General features: G+C 32.7%; 19 protein-coding genes. All 19 read left to right on the top strand.

Annotated elements, in window-relative coordinates; genetic code table 11:
* The first annotated feature begins 20 nt into the window (after window positions 1-20).
* The 19 genes from AB3G39_RS10595 to AB3G39_RS10505 all read left to right on the top strand — a co-directional run bounded on the left by AB3G39_RS10595 (window position 21) and on the right by AB3G39_RS10505 (window position 22,390).
* Entirely contained in the window at window positions 21-4,355 is a 4,335-nt protein-coding gene (locus AB3G39_RS10595; protein WP_369765120.1) for a CusA/CzcA family heavy metal efflux RND transporter, read from the top strand.
* A gap of 10 nt (window positions 4,356-4,365) precedes the next feature.
* Window positions 4,366-5,484 (top strand): efflux RND transporter periplasmic adaptor subunit, encoded by a 1,119-nt coding sequence (locus AB3G39_RS10590; RefSeq protein WP_369765119.1) that lies wholly within the window; start codon window positions 4,366-4,368, stop codon window positions 5,482-5,484.
* 9 nt (window positions 5,485-5,493) lie between these two features.
* Entirely contained in the window at window positions 5,494-6,612 is a 1,119-nt protein-coding gene (locus AB3G39_RS10585) for a VIT1/CCC1 transporter family protein (RefSeq protein ID WP_367753005.1), read from the top strand.
* Window positions 6,613-6,714: 102 nt separating this feature from the next.
* Window positions 6,715-7,236 (top strand): DUF2231 domain-containing protein, encoded by a 522-nt coding sequence (locus tag AB3G39_RS10580; protein ID WP_369765118.1) that lies wholly within the window; start codon window positions 6,715-6,717, stop codon window positions 7,234-7,236.
* Between the two features lie 280 nt (window positions 7,237-7,516).
* Window positions 7,517-8,374 (top strand): ATP phosphoribosyltransferase, encoded by an 858-nt coding sequence (gene hisG, locus AB3G39_RS10575; RefSeq protein WP_367753009.1) that lies wholly within the window; start codon window positions 7,517-7,519, stop codon window positions 8,372-8,374.
* A gap of 112 nt (window positions 8,375-8,486) precedes the next feature.
* Window positions 8,487-9,770 carry a histidinol dehydrogenase gene (hisD, locus tag AB3G39_RS10570; RefSeq protein WP_369765117.1) on the top strand — a complete coding sequence of 428 codons (1,284 nt, stop codon included), beginning with the start codon at window positions 8,487-8,489 and terminating at the stop codon, window positions 9,768-9,770.
* 103 nt (window positions 9,771-9,873) lie between these two features.
* Window positions 9,874-10,923 (top strand): histidinol-phosphate transaminase, encoded by a 1,050-nt coding sequence (gene hisC / locus AB3G39_RS10565; protein ID WP_369765116.1) that lies wholly within the window; start codon window positions 9,874-9,876, stop codon window positions 10,921-10,923.
* Between the two features lie 29 nt (window positions 10,924-10,952).
* Window positions 10,953-11,378 carry a DUF2846 domain-containing protein gene (locus AB3G39_RS10560; protein ID WP_369769336.1) on the top strand — a complete coding sequence of 142 codons (426 nt, stop codon included), beginning with the start codon at window positions 10,953-10,955 and terminating at the stop codon, window positions 11,376-11,378.
* Window positions 11,379-11,565: 187 nt separating this feature from the next.
* Window positions 11,566-12,702 carry a bifunctional histidinol-phosphatase/imidazoleglycerol-phosphate dehydratase HisB gene (gene hisB, locus AB3G39_RS10555; RefSeq protein ID WP_367769810.1) on the top strand — a complete coding sequence of 379 codons (1,137 nt, stop codon included), beginning with the start codon at window positions 11,566-11,568 and terminating at the stop codon, window positions 12,700-12,702.
* A 78-nt stretch (window positions 12,703-12,780) separates the two neighbouring features.
* Window positions 12,781-13,368, top strand: coding sequence for an imidazole glycerol phosphate synthase subunit HisH (gene hisH, locus AB3G39_RS10550; RefSeq protein ID WP_367753019.1), 588 nt, complete (start codon window positions 12,781-12,783; stop codon window positions 13,366-13,368).
* Between the two features lie 96 nt (window positions 13,369-13,464).
* Complete coding sequence (gene hisA, locus AB3G39_RS10545) at window positions 13,465-14,196, top strand: 1-(5-phosphoribosyl)-5-[(5-phosphoribosylamino)methylideneamino]imidazole-4-carboxamide isomerase (protein ID WP_367769816.1); 732 nt, start codon at window positions 13,465-13,467, stop codon at window positions 14,194-14,196.
* 16 nt (window positions 14,197-14,212) lie between these two features.
* Window positions 14,213-14,572 carry a four helix bundle protein gene (locus AB3G39_RS10540; protein ID WP_369753783.1) on the top strand — a complete coding sequence of 120 codons (360 nt, stop codon included), beginning with the start codon at window positions 14,213-14,215 and terminating at the stop codon, window positions 14,570-14,572.
* A 33-nt stretch (window positions 14,573-14,605) separates the two neighbouring features.
* On the top strand, window positions 14,606-15,361 hold the full coding sequence (hisF, locus tag AB3G39_RS10535) for an imidazole glycerol phosphate synthase subunit HisF (RefSeq protein WP_369753784.1): 756 nt from the start codon (window positions 14,606-14,608) through the stop codon (window positions 15,359-15,361).
* Window positions 15,362-15,424: 63 nt separating this feature from the next.
* Entirely contained in the window at window positions 15,425-16,024 is a 600-nt protein-coding gene (hisIE, locus tag AB3G39_RS10530; protein WP_369769335.1) for a bifunctional phosphoribosyl-AMP cyclohydrolase/phosphoribosyl-ATP diphosphatase HisIE, read from the top strand.
* Window positions 16,025-16,162: 138 nt separating this feature from the next.
* Window positions 16,163-17,299 (top strand): alpha/beta hydrolase, encoded by a 1,137-nt coding sequence (locus AB3G39_RS10525; protein ID WP_369769334.1) that lies wholly within the window; start codon window positions 16,163-16,165, stop codon window positions 17,297-17,299.
* Entirely contained in the window at window positions 17,300-18,730 is a 1,431-nt protein-coding gene (locus AB3G39_RS10520; protein ID WP_367769828.1) for a M17 family metallopeptidase, read from the top strand.
* Between the two features lie 5 nt (window positions 18,731-18,735).
* Entirely contained in the window at window positions 18,736-19,950 is a 1,215-nt protein-coding gene (locus AB3G39_RS10515; RefSeq protein WP_369753788.1) for an acetyl-CoA carboxylase biotin carboxylase subunit family protein, read from the top strand.
* A 50-nt stretch (window positions 19,951-20,000) separates the two neighbouring features.
* Window positions 20,001-21,656 (top strand): M1 family metallopeptidase, encoded by a 1,656-nt coding sequence (locus AB3G39_RS10510; RefSeq protein WP_369753789.1) that lies wholly within the window; start codon window positions 20,001-20,003, stop codon window positions 21,654-21,656.
* A 59-nt stretch (window positions 21,657-21,715) separates the two neighbouring features.
* Window positions 21,716-22,390 carry a DUF4240 domain-containing protein gene (locus AB3G39_RS10505; protein ID WP_367769836.1) on the top strand — a complete coding sequence of 225 codons (675 nt, stop codon included), beginning with the start codon at window positions 21,716-21,718 and terminating at the stop codon, window positions 22,388-22,390.
* Window positions 22,391-22,392: the final 2 nt, after the last annotated feature.

The following is a 22,392-nucleotide window of genomic DNA, read 5'->3' as shown; positions in this document are numbered from 1 at the left end:
AGGATCAAAATAAAATATTTATGTTAGAAAAAATTATAGCTTTTAGTCTAAAAAACAAACTCATTGTTTTATTATTCACTCTTTGTATTTTAGGATTTGGCGTTTTTTCTATATTCCAAATTTCTATTGGTGCTGTTCCAGACGTAACCAATAATCAAGTTCAAGTAATCACTACTTCACGTAATCTTTCAACCCAAGACATTGAGCAATATATTACATATCCTGTTGAAATTGAAATGGCCAATTTGCCAGGAGTAAAGGAAATTCGTTCCATTTCAAAATTTGGCTTATCTGTTGTAACTATCGTTTTTGAGGATGATTTAGGTACTTATTTACCAAGACAATTAATTGCTGAAAAAATTAAATCGGCTTCTGAGAAAATACCAGCCGGTTTTGGTACTCCTGAAATGGGGCCAATAACCACTGGACTTGGTGAAATTTACCAATATACACTTGAAGTACAACCCGAATTTAAAAATAACTATTCCGTTACTGATTTAAGAACGATCCAAGATTGGGTAGTAAAAAGGCAATTGTCAGGAATTAAAGGTGTTGTTGAAATTAATACTTGGGGAGGGTTTTTAAAACAATATGAAATTGCTATTAATCCATCCCAATTGAAAGCAATGAATATTGCTACAACGGATGTTTTTACAGCTCTTGAAAAAAATAACAGTATTGCAGGTGGTGCTTATATTGAGAAGATAAATCAAAGTTATTTTATTCGTGCCGAAGGAAAAGTTAAAAACTTGGAAGACATTGAAAACATTGTTGTTAAAAACAGTAATGGTTTCCCTGTTTATATAAAGAATGTGGCTGATGTTCGTTTTGGTCATGCCAATCGTTTTGGAGCAATTACTGGTAATGGTGAAGGAGAGAAGGTACTTGGACAAGTGATGATGCTTAAAGGCGCCAATTCAAAACAAGTCATCAATGATGTGAAAGATAGAATTGCAATCATTCAAAAATCACTGCCCGAAGGCGTTTATATCAATGGATTCTTAGAACGTAGCGAATTAGTTGGTAAAACCACTTTTACAGTGGCCGAAAATCTTACTCTAGGCTGTTTAATCGTGATTTTTGTTGTAGTATTATTATTAGGAAATTGGCGTTCAGGATTAGTTGTAGCTTCAGTCATACCATTGTGTTTGTTATTTGCAATTTCACTGATGAATATTTTTGGAATAGACGCTAATTTAATGAGTTTAGGCGCCATCGATTTTGGAATAATAATTGACGGTGCGGTTATTATTGTTGAATTCATTGCATTCCAAATAGCCAGTAAATCAGCACAGTTAGGGCCACTTTCCAAAGAAGACCGACAATTAGAAATTGATCAAATTACGTATAAGAGCGCTTCTAAAATGATGAATTCGGCTATTTTTGGCCAACTTATTATTTTGATTGTTTTTATTCCAATTCTTTCTCTTTCAGGAATCGAAGGTAAAATGTTCAAACCCATGGCGATGACTTTTAGTTTTGCTTTGGTGGGGGCTATGATCTTCTGCTTTACCTATGTTCCAGTGGTTTCTTCGTTGTTTTTAAAACCAACCGTAGAAAATCCAAAATCGTTATCTAGTAAATTAATTCGAAAGCTAAATTCTTGGTATTTACCTCTTATAACTTGGGCTTTGGTTAATACTAAAAAAGTATTGTATGGTGCTTTTGGATTATTAGTTATGGTGATCGTTTTATTTACCACTATGGGAGGGGAGTTCATTCCAACACTTGACGAAGGGGATTTTGTCATTCAACCTGTTCTTAAAACGGGAACTACATTAACAAAAACGATAGCTACTACTACCAAAATCGAAAAAATAATACTCAAGAATTTCCCCGAAGTGGAGCAAGTGGTTAGTAGAATAGGTGCTGCCGAAGTTCCTACAGACCCAATGAGTATGGAAGAAAGTGATGTAATTGTAAAATTGAAACCAAAATCAGAATGGGTATCGGCATCCAGTAAAGATGAATTGGCAGATAAAATTAAAACGGCTATCGAAAAACAAATTCCCAATATGGAAATCGAGTTTACACAGCCTATTGAAATGCGTTTTAATGAATTAATTTCAGGTACACGTTCAGATGTGGCGGTGAAGATTTTTGGTGAAGATTTAAATGTTTTGGCTCGAAAAGCCCATGAAATTAAAAAAGCTATTGCAAAAGTAGAAGGAGCTTCGGATATAATAATTGAAAAAACCGAAGGATTACCGCAAATGACAGTAAAATATGATCGTTCAAAAATTGCTCGATATGGTTTGAATATCTCTGATTTAAATGAAATGATAGCGCTTGGTTTTGCAGGAAAAACGGTTGGAAATGTGTTTGAAGGCGAGAAACGATTTGACATGGTTATCCGTTTAGATCAGTCCAATAGAACGGGTATAAATGACTTAAAAAACCTTTATATAACCACTTCGTCTGGAGAGCAAATTCCGTTGCAGGAGTTAGCAAGCATAGATTATACGGAAGGTCCTGCTAAAATTTCAAGAGACAATACGAATAGAAGAATTGTTGTAGGAATCAATGTGCGAAATAGAGATTTACAAAGTGTAGTAACTGATATTCAGAAAATTGTAGATACTCAAATAAAGTTACCTACGGGCTACTATGTGCAATACGGGGGGCAATTTGAAAACCTCCAAAGTGCCAAAGCCAGACTGATGATTGCAGTTCCAATTGCGCTATTTTTAATATTTATATTATTGTATTTTGCTTTTGGTTCAGTAAAAGAGGCCTTGATGGTATATTCGGCCATACCACTTTCGGCAGTTGGAGGGGTATTGTTTTTATGGATTCGAGGATTGCCTTTTAGTATTTCTGCAGGAGTTGGATTTATTGCGCTGTTTGGAATTGCTGTGCTAAACGGAATCGTATTAATTGAGCATTTTAAAGAATTAAAACACCAGGGAATGAAAAATATTGATGAACTTATTTTAAAAGGAACTACTGATCGATTGCGTCCCGTGCTATTAACTGCTGCCGCTGCCGCTCTAGGTTTCTTACCAATGGCAATTTCATCATCAGCAGGAGCAGAGGTGCAACGCCCTTTAGCAACCGTAGTGATTGGAGGTTTGTTTACAGCAACCATCTTAACGATGATTGTATTGCCTATTTTATATAAACTTTTTGAAGGGAAAGAATTTAGAAAACCAAGATTTAAAAAACATCATAGTGCTACTTATATCATATTTTTAATATTAAGCAGTTCTTTTAGTTTTGCACAAAATACTACTACTGAATTAGATAGTTTGATTTCAAAAGGGATAAGTAACAACAAGGGATTAAAAGCGCATCAATTGCAAGTAGATAAATTCCAGGCAAATATAAATAGCGCTTTTGCATTCGATAAAACGAATATCTACTACAATTATGACCAAAATAATGTTGCCTATAATAATGAACCTTTAAAAATATTCGGGATTCAACAACGCTTTTCTTTTCCTACCGTTTATGGTGCTCAGAAAAAAGTAAATACAACAGAATTTGAAAAAGAAAAGGCTAGTTTTGAGATTCAAAAAAACAAAACTTCCTTAATGATTTCTAAGGTTTATTATCAAATCGTGTACTTACAACATGAAGAAAAACTGTATCAATATTTAGATAGTTTGTATCAAAATTTTTCTAAAGCAAGTGATAGACGATTTGAATTAGGGGAGACGAATTATCTCGAAAAAATCACTGCAGAAGCCAAATTTAGACAGATAAAAACAAAACTTTCTCAAATAAAAAATGAAAAGCAAGCGGAGTATGAAACATTACAAGCATTAGTACAATCAGAGGATAAAATAGTAATTAAAAGCATAAAAATAATACCGTTAAATGTCTTAACAAATGAATTAAGTAAATTTACCTATAATTATTATTTAGAAAGTGTTAGTAAAAATTATGAAAGTCAAATATACCTTCAAAAACAAAATTGGTTTCCAGATTTGCACTTAGACTATTTTAGAGGTTCTAACAAAGGAATTTCGCAATCTTTGAATGGTTTTCAAATTGGAATTGCAGTTCCTATTTTATATACTGCGAATATTTCAAAATCAAAAGTGGCACAACTTGAACTACAAAGTTGGGAGCAACAAAAGCAAAATGAAACCCAAAAAATGGATAGTTATTTAAATCAAAAAAAGAATGAATTAGCAAAATACCAAGATGCTTTAAATTATTACAATCAATACGGTAAAAAACTTTCGAACGAAATTATTAAAGTAGGAAATTTGAGTTTCAAACATGGAGAGATAGATTTTTTTCAATACATCCAAAGTTTAGAAAACGCGACCATTATTCAAGTAGATTATTTAGATAATGTACTTCAATTCAATAAAACACAACTTGACATTCAATTCCTTAATTACTAAAATATTTAAAATGAAAAAAACACTATATATATTTACTCTTTCCATTCTATTTGTTTCTTGTAAAGAGACAAAATCAGAAGAAGTCATTGATAAAAATGACAATCTAATATCAGTTACAACAGCGCAATTTAAGTCGGGTGCAATGGAAATTGCAGCTCCTGTTGAGGAAGATTTTGACGTAACGGTAAAAACATCGGGAAAAATTGATGTACCGCCACAAAATAGAGCTCAGATCACTTCGTTTATAGGTGGATATGTGAAATCTACAACACTTCTAGTAGGTGATAAAGTGAGTAAAGGACAAGCTTTATTGACATTAGAAAACACAGAATTTTTAGATATTCAAAAAGAATATTTAGATGTTGCAGAGCAAATTAAGTATCTAAAGTCGGAGTATGAACGTCAGAAAACATTATTCGATGAAAAAATCACTTCTCAAAAAAATTATTTAAAAGCAGAGAGTGACTATCGCAGAGCAAAAGGGATGTACCAAAGCTTAAAAGCAAAATTATTGATGCTTAATATTAGCCCTGCAAATGTTGAAAAAGGAAATTTAACTTCTGTAATAACCATTTATGCCCCGATATCTGGTGATATTGTTGTAATGAATGCCAATGTTGGTATGCATGTTTCTCCATCGGATGTAATATTAGATATTATTCAAACTTCTCATTTACATTTGGAATTAAATGTTTTTGAAAAAGATATATTGAATGTAAAAGAAGGACAAAAAATTAAATTTACTGTTCCAGAGGCTTCAAAAGATGTTTTTAACGCCGAAGTTCATTTAGTAGGAAAATCGATAGAAGGAAGTGATAGAACAATCAATGTTCATGGCCATTTAGACGAAACCATGAAACAAAAATTAATAACAGGAATGTTTGTAGAAGCTGCTATTATAGTGGATTCAAAGAAAGGTTTAGCAATTCCTACCGAAGCATTAATAACAGAAAATAATAAATACTTTGTACTTTTATTGAAAGAAGATAAAAACAACAGTTATTTCTTTAAAAAAGTGGCAGTTAAAGTTGGCGAACGTTCTGAAAAATTTATTGAAATTCTTCCGGATACTCATATTAATTCATCTTCAAAAATTTTGGTAAAAGGTGTTTTTGATGTTACTAATTAATCGATAATTATGGATTTAAAAAAATTAAAAGAGCAATTACAAGTAGAAGTAGATACTGCATTTTTGTACGAAAGTATTGCTGCTATTCAAACGGATGATAATTTAGTTCGTGTTTTACAAAGTTTAGGTGAAATTGAAAAGGGGCATGCTAAACATATGTTTGACAAAGTCATTTCATTTGAGTCTAATTATAAAATGCCACTGCCTTCTTCTAGAGCAAAATTTCAATTAAAACTGGGTAAGTTTTTTGGCTACGGATCGATAATCAGTAGTTTATCCAATATTGAAAAGCAATTTGCGGTTAACGCTATTAAAAATAAATTACAAAGTGGTGAAAAACCAACAGGTTTTGAGCACAATCATCTTAAAATAATTGAAGCAGTAAATGATAATGCTGCGTTGAATGTTTCGGGAGGTTTTCTATCTAAATTTGAAAGCCGACATAAATCAGTGGGAGGTAATGCCTTGCGCGCTGCTGTATTAGGTTCGAATGATGGCTTGGTTTCCAATATGAGTTTAGTAATGGGAGTTGCAGGTGCCGCCGTTTCTAATAATACTATTTTACTAACTGGAATTGCAGGGTTAATGGCAGGAGCAATTTCAATGGCATTGGGAGAATGGTTGTCCGTACAAAGTTCGAGAGAATTGAACCAACGCCAAATTGATTTAGAAACAGAAGAACTAGAAGCTTCGCCAGAAGAAGAGAAAAAAGAGCTTGTTTTATTATATCAAGCTAAAGGAATGAATATGGAAGAGGCTAAAAAATTAGCCGATAAAGCATTTGAAACTCCTGAAACTGCAATTGATGCAATAATTAAAGAAGAACTAGGAATAGATAAAGAAGAATTAGGTGGTTCCGCTTGGGAAGCTGCAATTGCCTCTTTTGTCCTTTTTTCAATAGGAGCCATAATACCATTATATCCTTTTATGATTTTAGACGGGATGAATGCCATTTATTTAAGTATTGGCAGCAGTGTAATAGGGCTTTTTGGAATTGGTGCTGCAATAACGTTACTAACAGGAAAAAGTATATTATTTTCAGGTTTTAGACAAGTATTTTTTGGCTTAGCGGCAGCGGCCGTCACCTATGGAATTGGATCATTGATAGGCGTATCCTTAGCAGCTTAGAATTCAAAAGGAATTTTCTTATTAAATCAAAAAATAAAGTAAATTACAATCAAATTAAAATGTTATTTTTAATTTTTAAAATGAAACCATAAAATTTAAAATATGAATGATGCTCATTTACACTTAGTAGTTAACCATTTTCCAATTATTGGATCTATATTGGGCCTTGGGGTTTTAATTGCTGGACTATTTTTAAAAAATAATTCGGTTAAGAATACAGGTTTTTTTCTACTTATTATTGCAGCTGTTTTCGCGTTGGCAAGCATGGCAACAGGTGATGGCGCTGAAGAAATGGTAAAAGATATGCCTATAATTGGAGAAAAAATTATTCATGAACATGAGCAAATAGCCGAGAAATTTGCTTTGGTGTTATATGCAACTGGTATTTTCAGTATTGTATCACTTTATGCAACTCAAAAAAGAAATAAATTTGCAAAAATAGTAACATACATCACTTTGATTCTGGCGTTAATTGCTGCTGGACTATCAACGTTCGTAGGAACATCTGGTGGAGAAATTCGTCATACTGAAATTAGAGATAACAATGACACTTTGGTTTCTAAAAATATAAATAGTGTCCGTCCCGGTTTTAATGATACGCTAAAAAGGAAAGTCGACGAATAAGATATTTAACAATAAAATAGCAATTAGTTAAATTTAAAATAGCGTTTTAATTAAAATATGATTTATATTTGCATCAGAAATTAAAGTTCTAAAACAATAACACAATTATGTTTACAAAACAATTACATCATCATCATTTTCATTATTGCTCTCAAGCGATGTGTTAATGAAATGGGTGTAAGTCATCATATTTTAAAACCCGTTTGAGTACATCAAACGGGTTTTTTATTGCCTAACTTTTGTACTCTGACACAATACTAACAAAATTAAATTCAAAAAAATGAGTACATTAAAAATTGCAATTCAAAAATCAGGACGTTTAAACGAAGACAGTATCCAAATTCTAAAAGATTGCGGAATCTCTATTAACAATGGAATTGATCAATTAAAAGCAGAAGCTTCAAATTTCCCTTTAGAAGTTTTATACTTAAGAAACTCTGATATTCCTCAATACTTAATTGATGGTGTGGTAGATATTGCCATTGTAGGAGACAATTTATTGGTTGAAAAAGGGAAAGGGATTCAAGTGATTCAAAAGCTTGGTTTTTCTAAATGTAAAGTTTCAGTTGCTGTACCCAAAACATTCGAATACAATTCTATTCAAGATTTAGATGGATTGCGTATTGCGACTTCTTACCCAAATACGGTAATCGAATATTTCAATTCTTTTGGAGTAAATGTAGATATTCACCAAATTTCTGGTTCGGTTGAGATCGCTCCAAATATTGGTCTAGCCGATGCCATTGTTGATATTGTTTCAAGCGGAAGTACGTTGTTTAAAAACAATTTAAAGGAAGTTGAAATTATTTATAAAAGTGAAGCGGTATTGGCAGTTTCTCCAAAAGTAACTCCAGATGTTCAAAAATTAATTGACACCTTAAAATTTAGAATTGAATCCGTTTTAAGAGCGCGAAAATCAAAATATATTTTGATGAACGTGCCTAATGATAAAATTGAAGAAGTAGGTAAAATTCTTCCAGTATTGCGTAGTTTAACAGTTTTGCCATTGGCGCAAGAAGGATGGAGCAGTGTACACTCTGTAATTGATAAAGATACTTTCTGGCAAGTAATCGATCAATTGAAAGACGCTGGTGCCGAAGGAATTTTGATATGCCCAATTGAAAAAATGGTGCTGTAAATAATTATAAATTATTAAGTATGAATTATAAAGTTGAGTAAAACTTAAATAGTTGATACTTTGCAAACTTTGCGAAAAACCTTTGCGAACTTTGCGGTTAAAACACAATACGATGAATAAAATATACGACCCAAAACCCAATACCTGGTCAGCAATTCTAGAACGACCTACTAAGACTATCGACGACATCGAACTTACTGTAAAAGAAATTTTTAAGGAAGTTCAGAAAAAAGGAGATACCGCTGTGGCCAAATATACTTCGATTTTTGACGGAGTAAATTTTGAAAATCTAGAAGTATCTATACAAGAAATCGAAACTGCTGTTGCTACCGTTCCTAACGAATTGAAAGATGCGATTCAATTGGCTAAAAGCAATATTGAAAAATTCCATACAGCTCAAAAAACGGCAAAAGTAGAAGTAGAAACAGTAGAAGGAGTGCAATGTTGGCAAGAGAAAAGACCGATTCAAAAGATTGGTTTGTATATACCAGGAGGAACTGCTCCCTTATTTTCAACTGTTTTGATGCTTGCCGTTCCTGCTCGAATTGCAGGTTGTAATGAAATTGTTTTATGTTCTCCTCCTGATAAAAAAGGAGTTATAAATCCAGCCATTTTATACGCAGCACAATTATGTGGTGTTACTAAAATTTTAAAAGTAGGTGGTATTCAGGCAATTGCAGGAATGACTTTTGGTACCCAAACGATCCCTAAAGTGTATAAAATTTTTGGACCTGGAAACCAATTCGTTACTGTTGCCAAGCAATTAGCAACTCAATTTGGTGTAGCAATTGACATGCCTGCTGGACCTTCTGAATTACTTGTTGTTGCCGATGATACTGCTATTCCATCTTTTGTAGCTTCTGATTTATTGTCTCAAGCAGAGCACGGTACAGACAGTCAGGTTATTTTGGTGTCAACTTCAAAAAAACTGATTGATGCCGTTGAAGCCGAAATTCAAATTCAACTAGAGCAATTACCTAGAAAAGCGATTGCAGAAAAAGCGATTGCCAACTCTAAATTGATTTTTGTCGAAAACAACGAGGTTGCCTTAGATTTAATCAACGAATACGGACCAGAACATTTCATAGTTTGTACCGCAAACGATGATTTTTTTATCGACGGAATCGAAAATGCAGGTTCGGTTTTTATTGGGAATTATACCCCTGAAAGTGCAGGAGATTATGCTTCGGGTACTAATCATACCTTACCAACAAATGGTTATGCTAAAAATTATAGCGGTGTAAACTTAGATAGCTTTACAAAATCAATGACTTTCCAAAAAATCTCTGAAAAGGGAATTCAAAATATTGGTAACGCCATTGAAATTATGGCAGAAGCCGAAGGGCTGCAAGCGCATAAGAATGCGGTGACACTAAGATTGAAGAGTTTAGAATAAGAGACAAGAAGCAAGAAACAAGATATTAGAGAAGGAGGCACAGTATAAAAGTCCTTTCTCTTGACTCTTGATTCTAATTTCTTTCCTCTAAAAACAAAAGAAAATGGAAAATTTCGATTTAAATAATTTAGTTCGTGAGAACGTCAAAACCATGAAGCCGTATTCATCGGCTCGTGATGAGTTTAAAGATTTTGATGTGGCTCAAATGATATTTTTGGATGCCAATGAAAATCCGTATCAAAATGGTGTAAACAGGTATCCCGATCCACAACAAAGCAGCGTGAAAGCAGTTTTAGCCAAACAAAGAAACCTAAAAATCGATCAAGTTTTATTAGGAAACGGAAGTGATGAAGTATTGGATTTGCTATTTAGAGCTTTTTGTGAGCCTAAAGAAGATAATGTAATTACTTTACCGCCTACATATGGAATGTATGGGGTTTTAGCCAATATTAATGCGGTAACCAATAAAGAAGTATTACTTTCTACTGATTTCCAACCAGAGATAGATTCCATTCTAGATACTGTAGATGCTAATACTAAAATAATCTTTTTATGTTCGCCAAACAACCCAACAGGAAACTCTTTTTCTGATGAAAGTATAGTGACATTACTTCAAAATTTTAATGGATTAGTAGTTATCGATGAAGCGTATATCGACTTTTCAAAAAAACAAAGTTGGTTGAATGAATTAGATGAATATCCAAATTTAATCATTACACAAACACTTTCAAAAGCTTATGGTTTGGCAGGAATTCGTTTAGGTATTTGTTATGCTTCAGCTGGAATAATTTCGGTTTTAAACAAAATAAAACCTCCGTATAATGTGAATGAATTAACGCAACAAAGAGCATTAGAAAGATTAGCTGATAAAGAAAAAATTCAACTTGAGATAGACTCTATTATAATACAAAGAGATGATTTACTTAAAGTATTAAAAGAAGTGAAATTTGTTTCTAAAATATACCCAACCGAAGCTAATTTTGTGTTGATTAAAGTGGATGATGCGACTAAACGCTATAATGAATTAATCGCAAAAGGGATTGTTATTCGAAACAGAACTACCCAACCACTGTGTGAAAACACGTTGCGTTTGACCATTGGAACAGCAGAAGAAAATAAAAAATTAATGGAAGCACTATTAGCGATAAGCTAATTTTAAATAATCAAACTAAAAATAACAACATGTGTAAAAAACTAATCATTGTACTTTTAATGTCATTAAGTTTTAATATTGCGATGCAAGCTCAAGAAAGTAAGACCACTGAAACGGGTAAAATTTATTTTCTACGCTCTACTGGTTTTCAAGGGTCAGCAGTTGCTTTTAAAACTTTTATTGATGGAGAATTTGTTTGTAAACTAAATAATAAAAAATATTCTATACACGAAGTTCCTGTTGGTAAACATGAATGCTCCGTACAATTTGGAGGAAAAAAATCTAAAGAGAAAGCGGAGAAGTTTGAAGTCCAAGTTGAAGCAGGCAAAATTACCTATGTACAATTGGTATTTGAAACGGGATTATTTATTAATAACATTTATTGTGAAGAAGTAACCGAAAATACGGCAACGCAAAAAATGAAAATAATGGAAGAAGATACTAAGTGTCTTTAATTCCAAGGTTTTAAAAATAAAATAAATTGGATTGAAAGTGCGTGAGGGATAGTAGTGAAGCTCTTTTTTATCTTGTTTTTTCAAGATAAAAAAAGCGGGAATGAATAGCCCGACCCGCAGGGACACGCCAAAAACAATAAAACAAACACAACTAGCTAAAAGCTAACAGTTAAAAGCTTATATAAAAATGAAAAAAGTACTTTTTATCGATCGTGATGGAACGATTGTTTTAGAACCAGAAGGATACCAATTAGATAGTTTAGATAAATTAGAATTTTATCCAAAATCATTTCAATATTTGGCTAAAATTGCGAAAGAATTGGATTATGAGTTAGTGATGGTAACTAACCAAGATGGGTTAGGGACGGACAGTTTTCCGGAAGATACTTTTTGGCCTACACAAAATTTCATTTTGAGAGCTTTTGAAAACGAAGGTGTTTTATTTGACGATATTTTTGTAGATCGGTCTTTTCCAGAAGACAATGCACCAACACGCAAGCCAAGGACAGGAATGCTAACAAAGTATATTGATAATCCAGCCTATGATTTAGCAAATTCCTTCGTATTAGGAGATCGATTGACTGATGTAGAACTGGCTAAAAATCTAGGTGCAAAAGCGATTTTTATGAACACCAGCGAAGGGGCAGGAAGTGGTGAGATTGCTTCGAAACGTGAGGAGTTGGATGACATTATTACATTACAATCCACTGATTGGAAAGTAATTTATGAGTTTTTGAAACTCGAAGCGCGCTCCGCTACAATATCAAGAAAAACAAATGAAACGGATATTTACATTAATTTGAATCTGGATGGTACGGGGAAAAGCAAAATCGAAACTGGAATTGCCTTTTTTGATCATATGTTAGACCAAATTGCGCGTCACGGCCAAATGGACTTGGAAATTCTTGTAAAAGGAGATTTGGAAGTAGATGAGCACCATACCATAGAAGACACGGCAATTGCGCTAGGCGAAGTTTTTGCGAAAGCATTAGGAAACAAGCTGGGTATTGAGCGTTACGGTTTTTGTTTACCAATGGACGACTGCTTAGCACAAGTTGCTATTGACTTTGGAGGTAGAAACTGGTTGGTTTGGGAAACGGAATTTAAACGTGAAATGGTTGGGAAAATGCCAACAGAGATGTTCTTGCATTTCTTTAAATCTTTTTCAGATGGAGCTAAAGCAAATATCAACATCAAAGCCGAAGGACAAAACGAGCACCATAAAATTGAGGCTATTTTTAAGGCTTTCGCCAAAGCGATAAAAGTTGCCGTAAAACGCGACACCGAAAAAATGATTTTGCCATCGACAAAGGGGATGTTGTAAAAATTTGTTTAAAGTTTAAAGTTTCAGGTTCTATGTAGAACTTTAAACCTTAAACTTTAAACTTGAAACAAAAAAACAATGAAAATAGTAATCATAAATTACGGAGCAGGAAACATTCAAAGCATTATGTTTGCCATCGAAAGATTGGGATTTAAAGCGGTTTTGAGTAATAATCCTGAGGAAATCAAAGCTGCCGATAAAGTAATTTTTCCAGGTGTTGGTGAAGCAAGTTCAGCGATGAAAATGTTGTTAGCAAGTGGCTTAGAAACCTTAATTCCTACTTTGACTCAACCCGTTTTAGGAATTTGTTTGGGAATGCAATTGATGTGCAACCAGTCAGAGGAGGGAAATACAAAGGGATTAGGAATTTTTGATGTTGATGTATTAAAATTTTCTCCAAAAGTTAAAGTGCCACAAATGGGATGGAATACTATTTATAACCTGAAGTCCCCTTTATTTAAAGGAATTGCAGAAAATGAATATATGTATTTAGTACATAGTTTTTATGCCCCTGACTGCGTTGAATCCATTGCAACAACTAATTATGAAGTCGAATATGCCTCGGCATTACAAAAAAACAATTTTTACGGTACTCAATTTCATCCTGAAAAAAGCGGTGATGTAGGAGAGCAAATTCTAGAGAATTTTCTAAAATTAAATGATTGAAAGATGTAATGATTAAGCAATTCTGGATGGAGTAGTTCTACGCTCAAAATTGCTAATCTTTAAATTATTCAATTTTAAATCTTTAAATTATAAAAAATGCGAATTATACCAGCTATAGATATCATCGAAGGAAAATGTGTTCGTTTATCAAAAGGCGATTACAATACTAAAATCATATACAATGAAAACCCGCTAGAGGTTGCAAAATCATTCGAAGCACATGGAATAGAATATTTACATTTGGTTGATTTAGATGGAGCCAAATCGAGTAAAATTGTCAACTATAAAATATTAGAACAAATTGCAACTCAAACTAGTTTGAAAATTGATTTTGGTGGTGGATTGAAATCGGATGCCGATTTAAAAATTGCTTTCGAAAGTGGTGCTAACCAGATTACAGGAGGAAGTATCGCTGTAAAAAATAGAGCTATTTTCGAAAAATGGATTGCAGAGTATGGTGCGGATAAAATCATTCTTGGAGCAGATGCCAATAACGAAAAAGTAGCAGTTTCTGGTTGGTTAGAAGATTCTAATGAAGATTTGGTTCCATTCATTCAGGACTATCAAAATAAAGGGATTCAGTACGTTATATGTACGGATATTGCAAAAGATGGGATGCTAGAAGGTCCGAGTTTTGATCTGTATGCAAAAATTTTAGCAGAAGCCAAAGGAATAAAATTGATTGCGTCTGGTGGAATTTCTACCTTTGATGAATTACCTAAATTAGCCGAATTGGGTTGCGAAGGAACTATTATTGGGAAAGCGATTTATGAAGGTCGAATTAGTTTGAAACAATTGGAGAACTACGTTATAAGTAGTAAGTCATAAGGATTAAGTTGTAAGTATGGGAGAAGATATAATCAAGGTAAAGAGTTTTTCATTTGCGATTAGAATGGTCAACCTCTACAAGACTTTAGTTTCTAGAAATGAATATGTCATGAGCAAACAAGTTTTGCGCTCTGGTACTTCAATAGGTGCAAACATTCGCGAAGCTAAAAATGCGGAAAGTAGAGCTGATTTCATTCATAAAATGGGAATTTCTCAAAAAGAGGCAGACGAAACTTTATACTGGTTAGAACTTTTACAAGCAACAAAATACCTTTCACAAGAAGAATTTGAGAGTTTACATAACGATGGCGTTGAAGTTTTAAAACTGATAAAAAGCATTATCATCTCTGCTAAAAATAATCAGAAGAAAACTTAATACTTCATCCTTATTAATTAATACTTACTATACATGTTAACAAAAAGAATAATACCTTGTCTCGATATTAAAAATGGAAGAACCGTAAAAGGCGTAAATTTCGTTGACTTACGCGATGCTGGTGATCCAGTGGAATTAGCCAAAATTTATTCAGATGAAGGTGCTGATGAATTGGTTTTTCTTGATATTTCTGCAACTGAAGAACGTAGAAAAACATTGGTTGATTTAGTTCGCAAAGTAGCTTCGACTATTAATATTCCGTTTACTGTTGGTGGGGGAATTTCATCTGTTGAAGATGTTGAAATATTATTGCAAAATGGTGCTGATAAAGTATCTATTAATTCATCTGCGGTAAAAAATCCGCAACTAATCAATGATTTAGCACAAAAATTTGGAAGTCAGTGTGTTGTTGTTGCCATTGATGCAAAACAAATTGACGGGCAATGGATTGTACATTTAGTAGGTGGAAAAGTGCCTACTGAATTGAATTTATTTGATTGGGCTACCGAAGTTGCCGAGAGAGGTGCAGGAGAAATACTGTTTACCTCAATGGATAATGATGGAACTAAAAATGGATTTGCTAATGTAGCTTTGTCTAAATTATCTACCTTGGTAAACATTCCTATTATTGCATCAGGAGGCGCAGGAAACATACAGCATTTTGTGGACAGTTTTATAGAAGGAAAAGCAGATGCAGCATTGGCAGCAAGCGTTTTTCATTTTAAAGAAATTGAAATCCGAACTTTGAAGCAAGAACTTCAAAAACACAACATCGAAGTAAGATTATAAAAGAAAGAGAAAAGACGTCAGATTTGATAATCTTTTAATTTTTCAATCAATAAATAAAATAACATGAACATAGATTTTTCAAAAAGTGCACACGGATTAATTCCAGCCATTATACAAGACAGTGAAACTAAAGCCGTTTTAATGTTGGGTTACATGAATGAGGAAGCGTATCAAAAAACAATTGAAACTCAAAAAGTAACTTTTTTCAGTCGTTCTAAGCAAAGACTTTGGACAAAAGGGGAAGAAAGTGGTAACTTTTTAAATTTGGTTGATATAAAAAATGACTGTGATGGTGATACTTTACTAGTTCAAGCAAAACCAGTTGGACCTACTTGTCATACTGGTGCAGATACCTGCTGGCAAACCGAAAACAAAGCGGATTATGGATTTATTTCGCATTTAGAAGAAACGATTAAAACACGTCGTGAAAATGCTGATTCAGAGAAAAGCTATGTAGCTTCATTGTTCAAATTAGGAATGAACAAAATTGCTCAAAAAGTAGGTGAGGAAGCAATAGAAGTTGTTATAGAGGCAAAAGATGATAATGATGATTTGTTCTTGAGTGAAAGTGCTGATTTACTTTTTCACTATTTAATACTACTGCAAGCCAAAGGATTTCAACTCAATGATGTTGTTGAAGTATTGAAAAGTCGTCAAAAATAGAGCAGTTTTTCTTATTAATTTAAATATAATAAAACCCAATAATGAAGCGATTCATTATTGGGTTTTCTTTTTTCTTTTTTTTGATTATGCAATCCACTATATTTACTTTTATTTAAAAGAAATACCACATTACATATTATGAATTTTGACAATACAATAGAAACTGAAGACTTAAATCATACTATTATAAAAACCGGTTTACATATCATATTAACTACTGACGAAGATGATTCGCGACCAGTATATATTTCAGGTAATTTTAATAATTGGCTTACCCAAGACAAAGAGTTTTTGATGGAGAAAATAGGTAATGGATTATATCATTATAAGTTTACTCATGATTATAATTATCCTGAAAAACTTCTATATAAATTCACAAAAGGAGATTGGAGTGAAGTAGAAATTGATTTAAGCGGAAATCGTACAGAAAATAGAGAGACTAATAAACATACTGGAATTCAGAACGAACATGTAATTAGATGGAGGAAAAACTGGCTTCCATTTAAACAAAATTATTTACCGCAAGTTGTTTTAATATCGGATGAATTTGAAATTCCTCAGTTAAATAAAACGAGAAAAATATGGGCATTATTGCCACATGATTACGATAATTCAAGTGAAAGTTACCCCGTAATGTATTTGCAGGATGCTCAAAATTTATTTAATGAAGAGGCAGAATATGGCAATTGGGAAATAGATAAAAAGTTGGCTGTAATGTCCGAATATAAAATTGGGAAAATCATTATTATTGCTATTGAACACGCTGAAGAAGATCGTATTAAAGAATACAATGTAGGTAAAACCGTTTTAGGAAAAGGACAAGGAAAAAAATATATAAAATTTCTAATAGAAACTTTAAAACCATTTGTTGATACCAATTTTAGAACAAAAAAAGACCGCAAAAATACAGGAATAGGAGGAAGCTCTATGGGTGGACTAATTAGTATTTTTAGTGGATTAAGATATCCAGATGTATTTGGTCGCTTAATGATTTTCTCTCCTTCCTTATGGGTTAAACCAGACTTAAAAATTAAAGTTGATGATGAAAATAATTCAGATACAAAAATATACTTGTATGCTGGTGGAGATGAAAGTGAAACAATGGTTTCTCATGTGAAAAATTTCAAAGAGCGTATTATTGCAAGTGAATTTGTTAAGGATAAAATGAAAATCAATTTAAGTATTAATAAACAAGGGAAACATAACGAAATTTATTGGAGTGATGAATTTCCTAAAGCTATTGAGTGGCTATTTTTTAAAACAAAAGAAAATTAAATGAAAACAAAGAAAATTGCTAGTTTAGAAAATTTTGTAGGATCGGTGTTAATACCTGTCTTTGAAACCAATCCGAAAAATCTAATTCCAATCCAATTTGGTGATTTATCCATTTCATCTAAAGTTTTTTATGGTAAAAAAGATACGCATTATCTGGCAGAGAAAAACGATACTACTTTTATTTTTATTGGGCTAGGAAAATCAATTGATTATAAATCTTTAAAGACCACTTTTCGTAGAATTGCAGTTAAAGAAAAAGAATCTTTTTCTAAACAAGTTGCTTTAAATATTCCAGAAGAATTCAGCGACGAACAAGTAGAAGCAGTAGTATCTGGATTACTTTTAGGTACATATAACTTAGGACACTATAAAAAACAAGTAGATCATCCGTTTTTGGATACTAATTTTGAATTGGAAATTGTATCGACCAAGGATTTTTCAGATGTGATAAATAAAGCAATAAAAATCGCTAAAGCACAATTAGAAACATTAGCTCTAGTAGATCTACCTCCAAATAAAGTAACTCCAAAATATTTAGCTAGTTGGGCGCAAGATAAAGGGACTAAATATGGATTTGATATTAAAGTGCTGGGTCTAGAAGCTTCAAAAATTGAAGGTTTAGGTGCTTTTTTGGCTGTTGGAAAAGGAAGTCAAAATGAACCACAGTTTGTCATTATGAGCTACACTCCAAAGAAAAATGCAGAAAAGTTAAAACACGTTGGATTAGTAGGAAAGGGAATCACTTTTGATACAGGGGGATTAAATATTAAAACGGCAGGAATGGTCCATATGAAATGTGATATGGCAGGTGGAGCTGCTGTATTTGGCGCCATGCAGTTGATAGCCGATTTGCAATTACCAGTTCAAGTTACTGCAATTGTACCATGTGCTGAAAATTCAGTAGATAAGACTTCTTTTTTACCTAGTGATGTGATTCAAAGTTATAGCGGGAATTCAATTGAAATTATTGATACAGATGCTGAAGGCCGACTTATATTAGCAGATGGTTTATCCTATTTAATCAAAAATTACCAACCCGAGTATATTGTAGATGTTGCGACTCTTACCGGTAGTAGTGTGGGTACTTTAGGGTATGAATGTGGTGCTTTATTTACCAATAACGAAGTTGTTTCTAAAAAAATACAAGAAGCAGGAGATGCTGTAGGAGAGCGTTTATGGCCATTGCCACTTTGGGATGTGTATAAACAAGATATTGAAAGCGACATCGCTGACGTTAAAAATTATAGTGGAAAACCAGTAGCAGGTGCGATCAGTGCTGCCAAATTTTTGGAATTTTTTACTCAAGAACACCCAGCGTGGGCGCATCTCGATGTTGCTGGAGTTGCATTTGGGGATGATGAATTTGCAAAAAGTAAACATGCTACTGCTTATGGTGTTCATTTATTAACTAAATTCATTGAAAATTTATAAAGCTTATGGAAAATGCTAAAACCTTCATTTGTATTTCGAACTATTTCAAAGGAGCCGATTTTTTGACTCATTTAAAAAGTCTTGGAAATAAAGTATACCTAATTACCAGTGAAAAATTAAGAGATAAACCTTGGCCACATGAAGCTATAGAAGAAACTTTTTATATGCAGGGCCAAGATACCGATTGGAATTTAGAGCATTTATTATTAGGTGTTGGTAATTTAATGAAATCCAATAAAATAGATGCCATAGTTGCTTTGGATGATTATGATGTTGAGAAAGCAACATATCTTAGGGAAAACTTGCGTATTGATGGGATGGGTCAAACCACTGGTCGTTATTTTAGAGATAAATTAGCCATGCGCATGAGAGCAAAAAGTTGTGGAATTCCAAATCCCGCATTTTGTTCTTTATTCAATGATCATGATATCAATACATTTGCGGATACTGTTCCAGCTCCGTGGGTCTTAAAGCCACGTTCAGAAGCTTCAGCTTCAGGGATAATTAAAGTATATGACAAAGAAACTTTATGGATACATATCAACGAAATGGGTAATAATCGTTTCAAATATTTATTAGAACAATTTAAACCTGGAGATGTATATCATTGTGACAGTTTAATTTTAGATAAAAAAGTAATATTTAGCATAACATCTAAATATTTAGCTACACCCATGGAAATTTCACAAGGTGGAGGTGTATTTAGAAGTTCAAATATCCCGTATGGTTCTGATGATGATGTAGCAATTAAAGAAGTAAATGAACAAGTCATGAAAGGTTTTGGTTTAAAACATGGTGCTGCACATACTGAATTTATAAAATGCAATGAAGATGGTGAAATCTACTTTTTAGAAACGTCATCTAGAGTAGGAGGTGCCCATTTAGCAGAAATGGTTGCTGCAGCTTCTAATATTAATTTATGGAAAGAGTGGGCGGCAATTGAGGACGCTTTGGTAAAAGGAAAAAAATATAAATTACCAAAAGTAAAAAAAGAATATGCTGGTATCGTTTTGACTTTATCAAAATATCAGCACCCTGATTTATCTTCTTTTTCAGACCCCGAAGTTTGTTTTAAAGTTCCTTTAGAGTATCATGCCGGTTTAATTGTACAATCTGATAAAAATGAAAGAATATTGGAGTTACTAAATGACTATGTTGATCGCTTATTAGCTGATTTTTCAGTAGTCCTAAAACAAGAAAAAATAGTCAAACTTCATTAATTCTCAGTTTTTAAAAACTACAAAAAAAATATTTATATCCTCACAATTTCATGAAAAAGTATTTCGCATCCATTTTTTTATTTTTACTGTTTTTACAAAATAGTACGGCTCAAGGTCTTTTATCAAAGTCTGAATTACAATTTACTAGACAGGATACTTTACGAGGAAGTATTACAAAAGAGAGAGCGTGGTGGGATGTGAAAAAGTATCATTTAGATATTAAAGTTAATCCTTCAGATAGCACAATTACAGGGTCTAACACTATTACATATAAAGTATTAGAAGAGTATAATAAGATGCAGGTAGATTTACAAAATCCAATGGAAATCTATAAAGTAATTCAAGATGGCAAAACGCTAAAATATACCCGAGAAGGAAATGCCTTTTTTATTGATTTAGTTTCACCACAAATTATTGGTGCCACAAAAGAACTTATTGTTTTTTACGGAGGAAAACCAAAAGTTGCAGTAAATCCACCTTGGGATGGAGGAATCACTTGGAAAAAAGATTCTAACAATAATTTATTTATAGCTTCGTCTTGTCAAGGATTGGGAGCCAGTGTTTGGTGGCCCAATAAAGATCATATGTATGACGAAGTGGAAAATATGCTGATTAGCGTAAATGTGCCAGGAAATTTGATGGATGTTTCCAATGGTCGTTTGCTAAGCGTAAAAAAATTAAAAGATGGAACAAAAACGTACAATTGGTATGTTTCAAACCCTATTAATAATTATGGAGTCAACATAAACATTGGGGATTATGTTACTTTTTCTGAAAAATACAAAGGAGAAAAAGGAGATCTAGATTGCAGTTATTATGTATTGAGAGATAATTTGGCTAAAGCCAAAGAGCAATTCAAAGACGTTCCGCGCATGCTTAAAGCTTTTGAACATTGGTTTGGCCCTTATCCTTTTTATGAAGATAGTTATAAACTTGTTGAAGCGCCTTATTTAGGAATGGAACATCAAAGTTCCGTTACATATGGTAATGGTTTTAAAAATGGATATCGAGGTCGAGATTTAAGTGGAACTGGCTGGGGTCTAAAATTTGATTTTATAATTATTCATGAATCGGGACACGAATGGTTTGCTAATAATATAACATATCGAGATATTGCTGATATGTGGATCCATGAAAGCTTTACCAATTATGCAGAAAGTCTTTTTGTAGAATATTATTATGGAAAAGAAGCGGGAGCCGAGTATGTTAGAGGTACAAGAAAAGGAATTAAGAATGATAAGCCAATCATTGGAAATTACGATGTAAACAATGAAGGTTCTGGCGATATGTATCCTAAGGGAGGAAATATGTTACATACAATTCGCCAAATTGTAAATAATGATGAAAAATGGCGTTCTATCCTTAGAGGATTAAACAGTACTTTTTACCATCAAACAGTAACTACAAAACAAATTGAAGATTATTTGACAACAGCAGTTGGAATTGACTTATCAACCGTTTTTAATCAATACTTAAGAGATACTCATATTCCAACTTTAGAATATTATTTCAAAGAAAACAAATTGGGTTTTCGTTGGACAAATTGTGTAAAAGGATTTAATATGCCAGTAAAAGTTTTAATTGATGGAAAAGAAAAATGGTTAAAACCTAATACTGAATGGAGTACTGAAACTGCTGAATTCAAAATAAAAAAATTACAAATAGACAAGGATTTTTATGTAGCAGGATTTGATATTTCAGAATAAATTTTGCTAATTTTACCTCAGTTTTTTAAAATAATCAACTGTAAAATACTTTTCAAATCATGAAAAATTCAGCCATAAAATTGTTTTCTTTATTATTTGTTAGTCATTTTGCAATGGGTCAAACTAATGTTAAGAATCAAGATCTAGCAATTGCGAACACCAGTACTTTGGGTGATACAATAGCAATCGCTAAGTCAAGTGAAATGCTTAATGAGGATTTATATTGGACAATAGTTGAAAACTCAATAAAACAAACTACAAACCAAGAGGACCAAGAGCTTTTTTTAATTTCAGAAATTGAAAAGTTAAGCCCAAAAGAAATGATTGGTTTTCGTTTAAGAACTGACAAACTTCTTTTTGACACTTATAATGAAAATTTATGGTGTGCAGCATATATTATCAACGGTGGTTGTTCTGATGGTGGTTTTGAATATTTTAGATGTTGGTTAATTGCTAAGGGAAAAGATGCATTCTATAAAGTAAAAGATAATCCTGATGCTCTAATTAATTTAGTAACAAAAGGGCAGGAGAACTATGAGTTTGAAGGTTTTTGGTATGTGGCGATGAATGCTTTTAAAAACAAAACCGATAAAGAATTATTCTCTTATATAGATTACGATAGATTTGTTACAAATGATGAAAATTACCCTGTTTTGAAATTTTCATGGAATGTCGACGAACCTAATACTATGGGAGTAATTTGCCCTATTTTATTTAAAAATCTTTGGAAATAAAA

The organism is Flavobacterium sp. WC2416, from assembly GCF_041200095.1.
Classification (GTDB): Bacteria; Bacteroidota; Bacteroidia; order Flavobacteriales; family Flavobacteriaceae; genus Flavobacterium.
The sequence above is the reverse complement of the archived record's forward strand: the minus strand, read 5'-3'. Positions and strand labels throughout refer to the sequence as shown.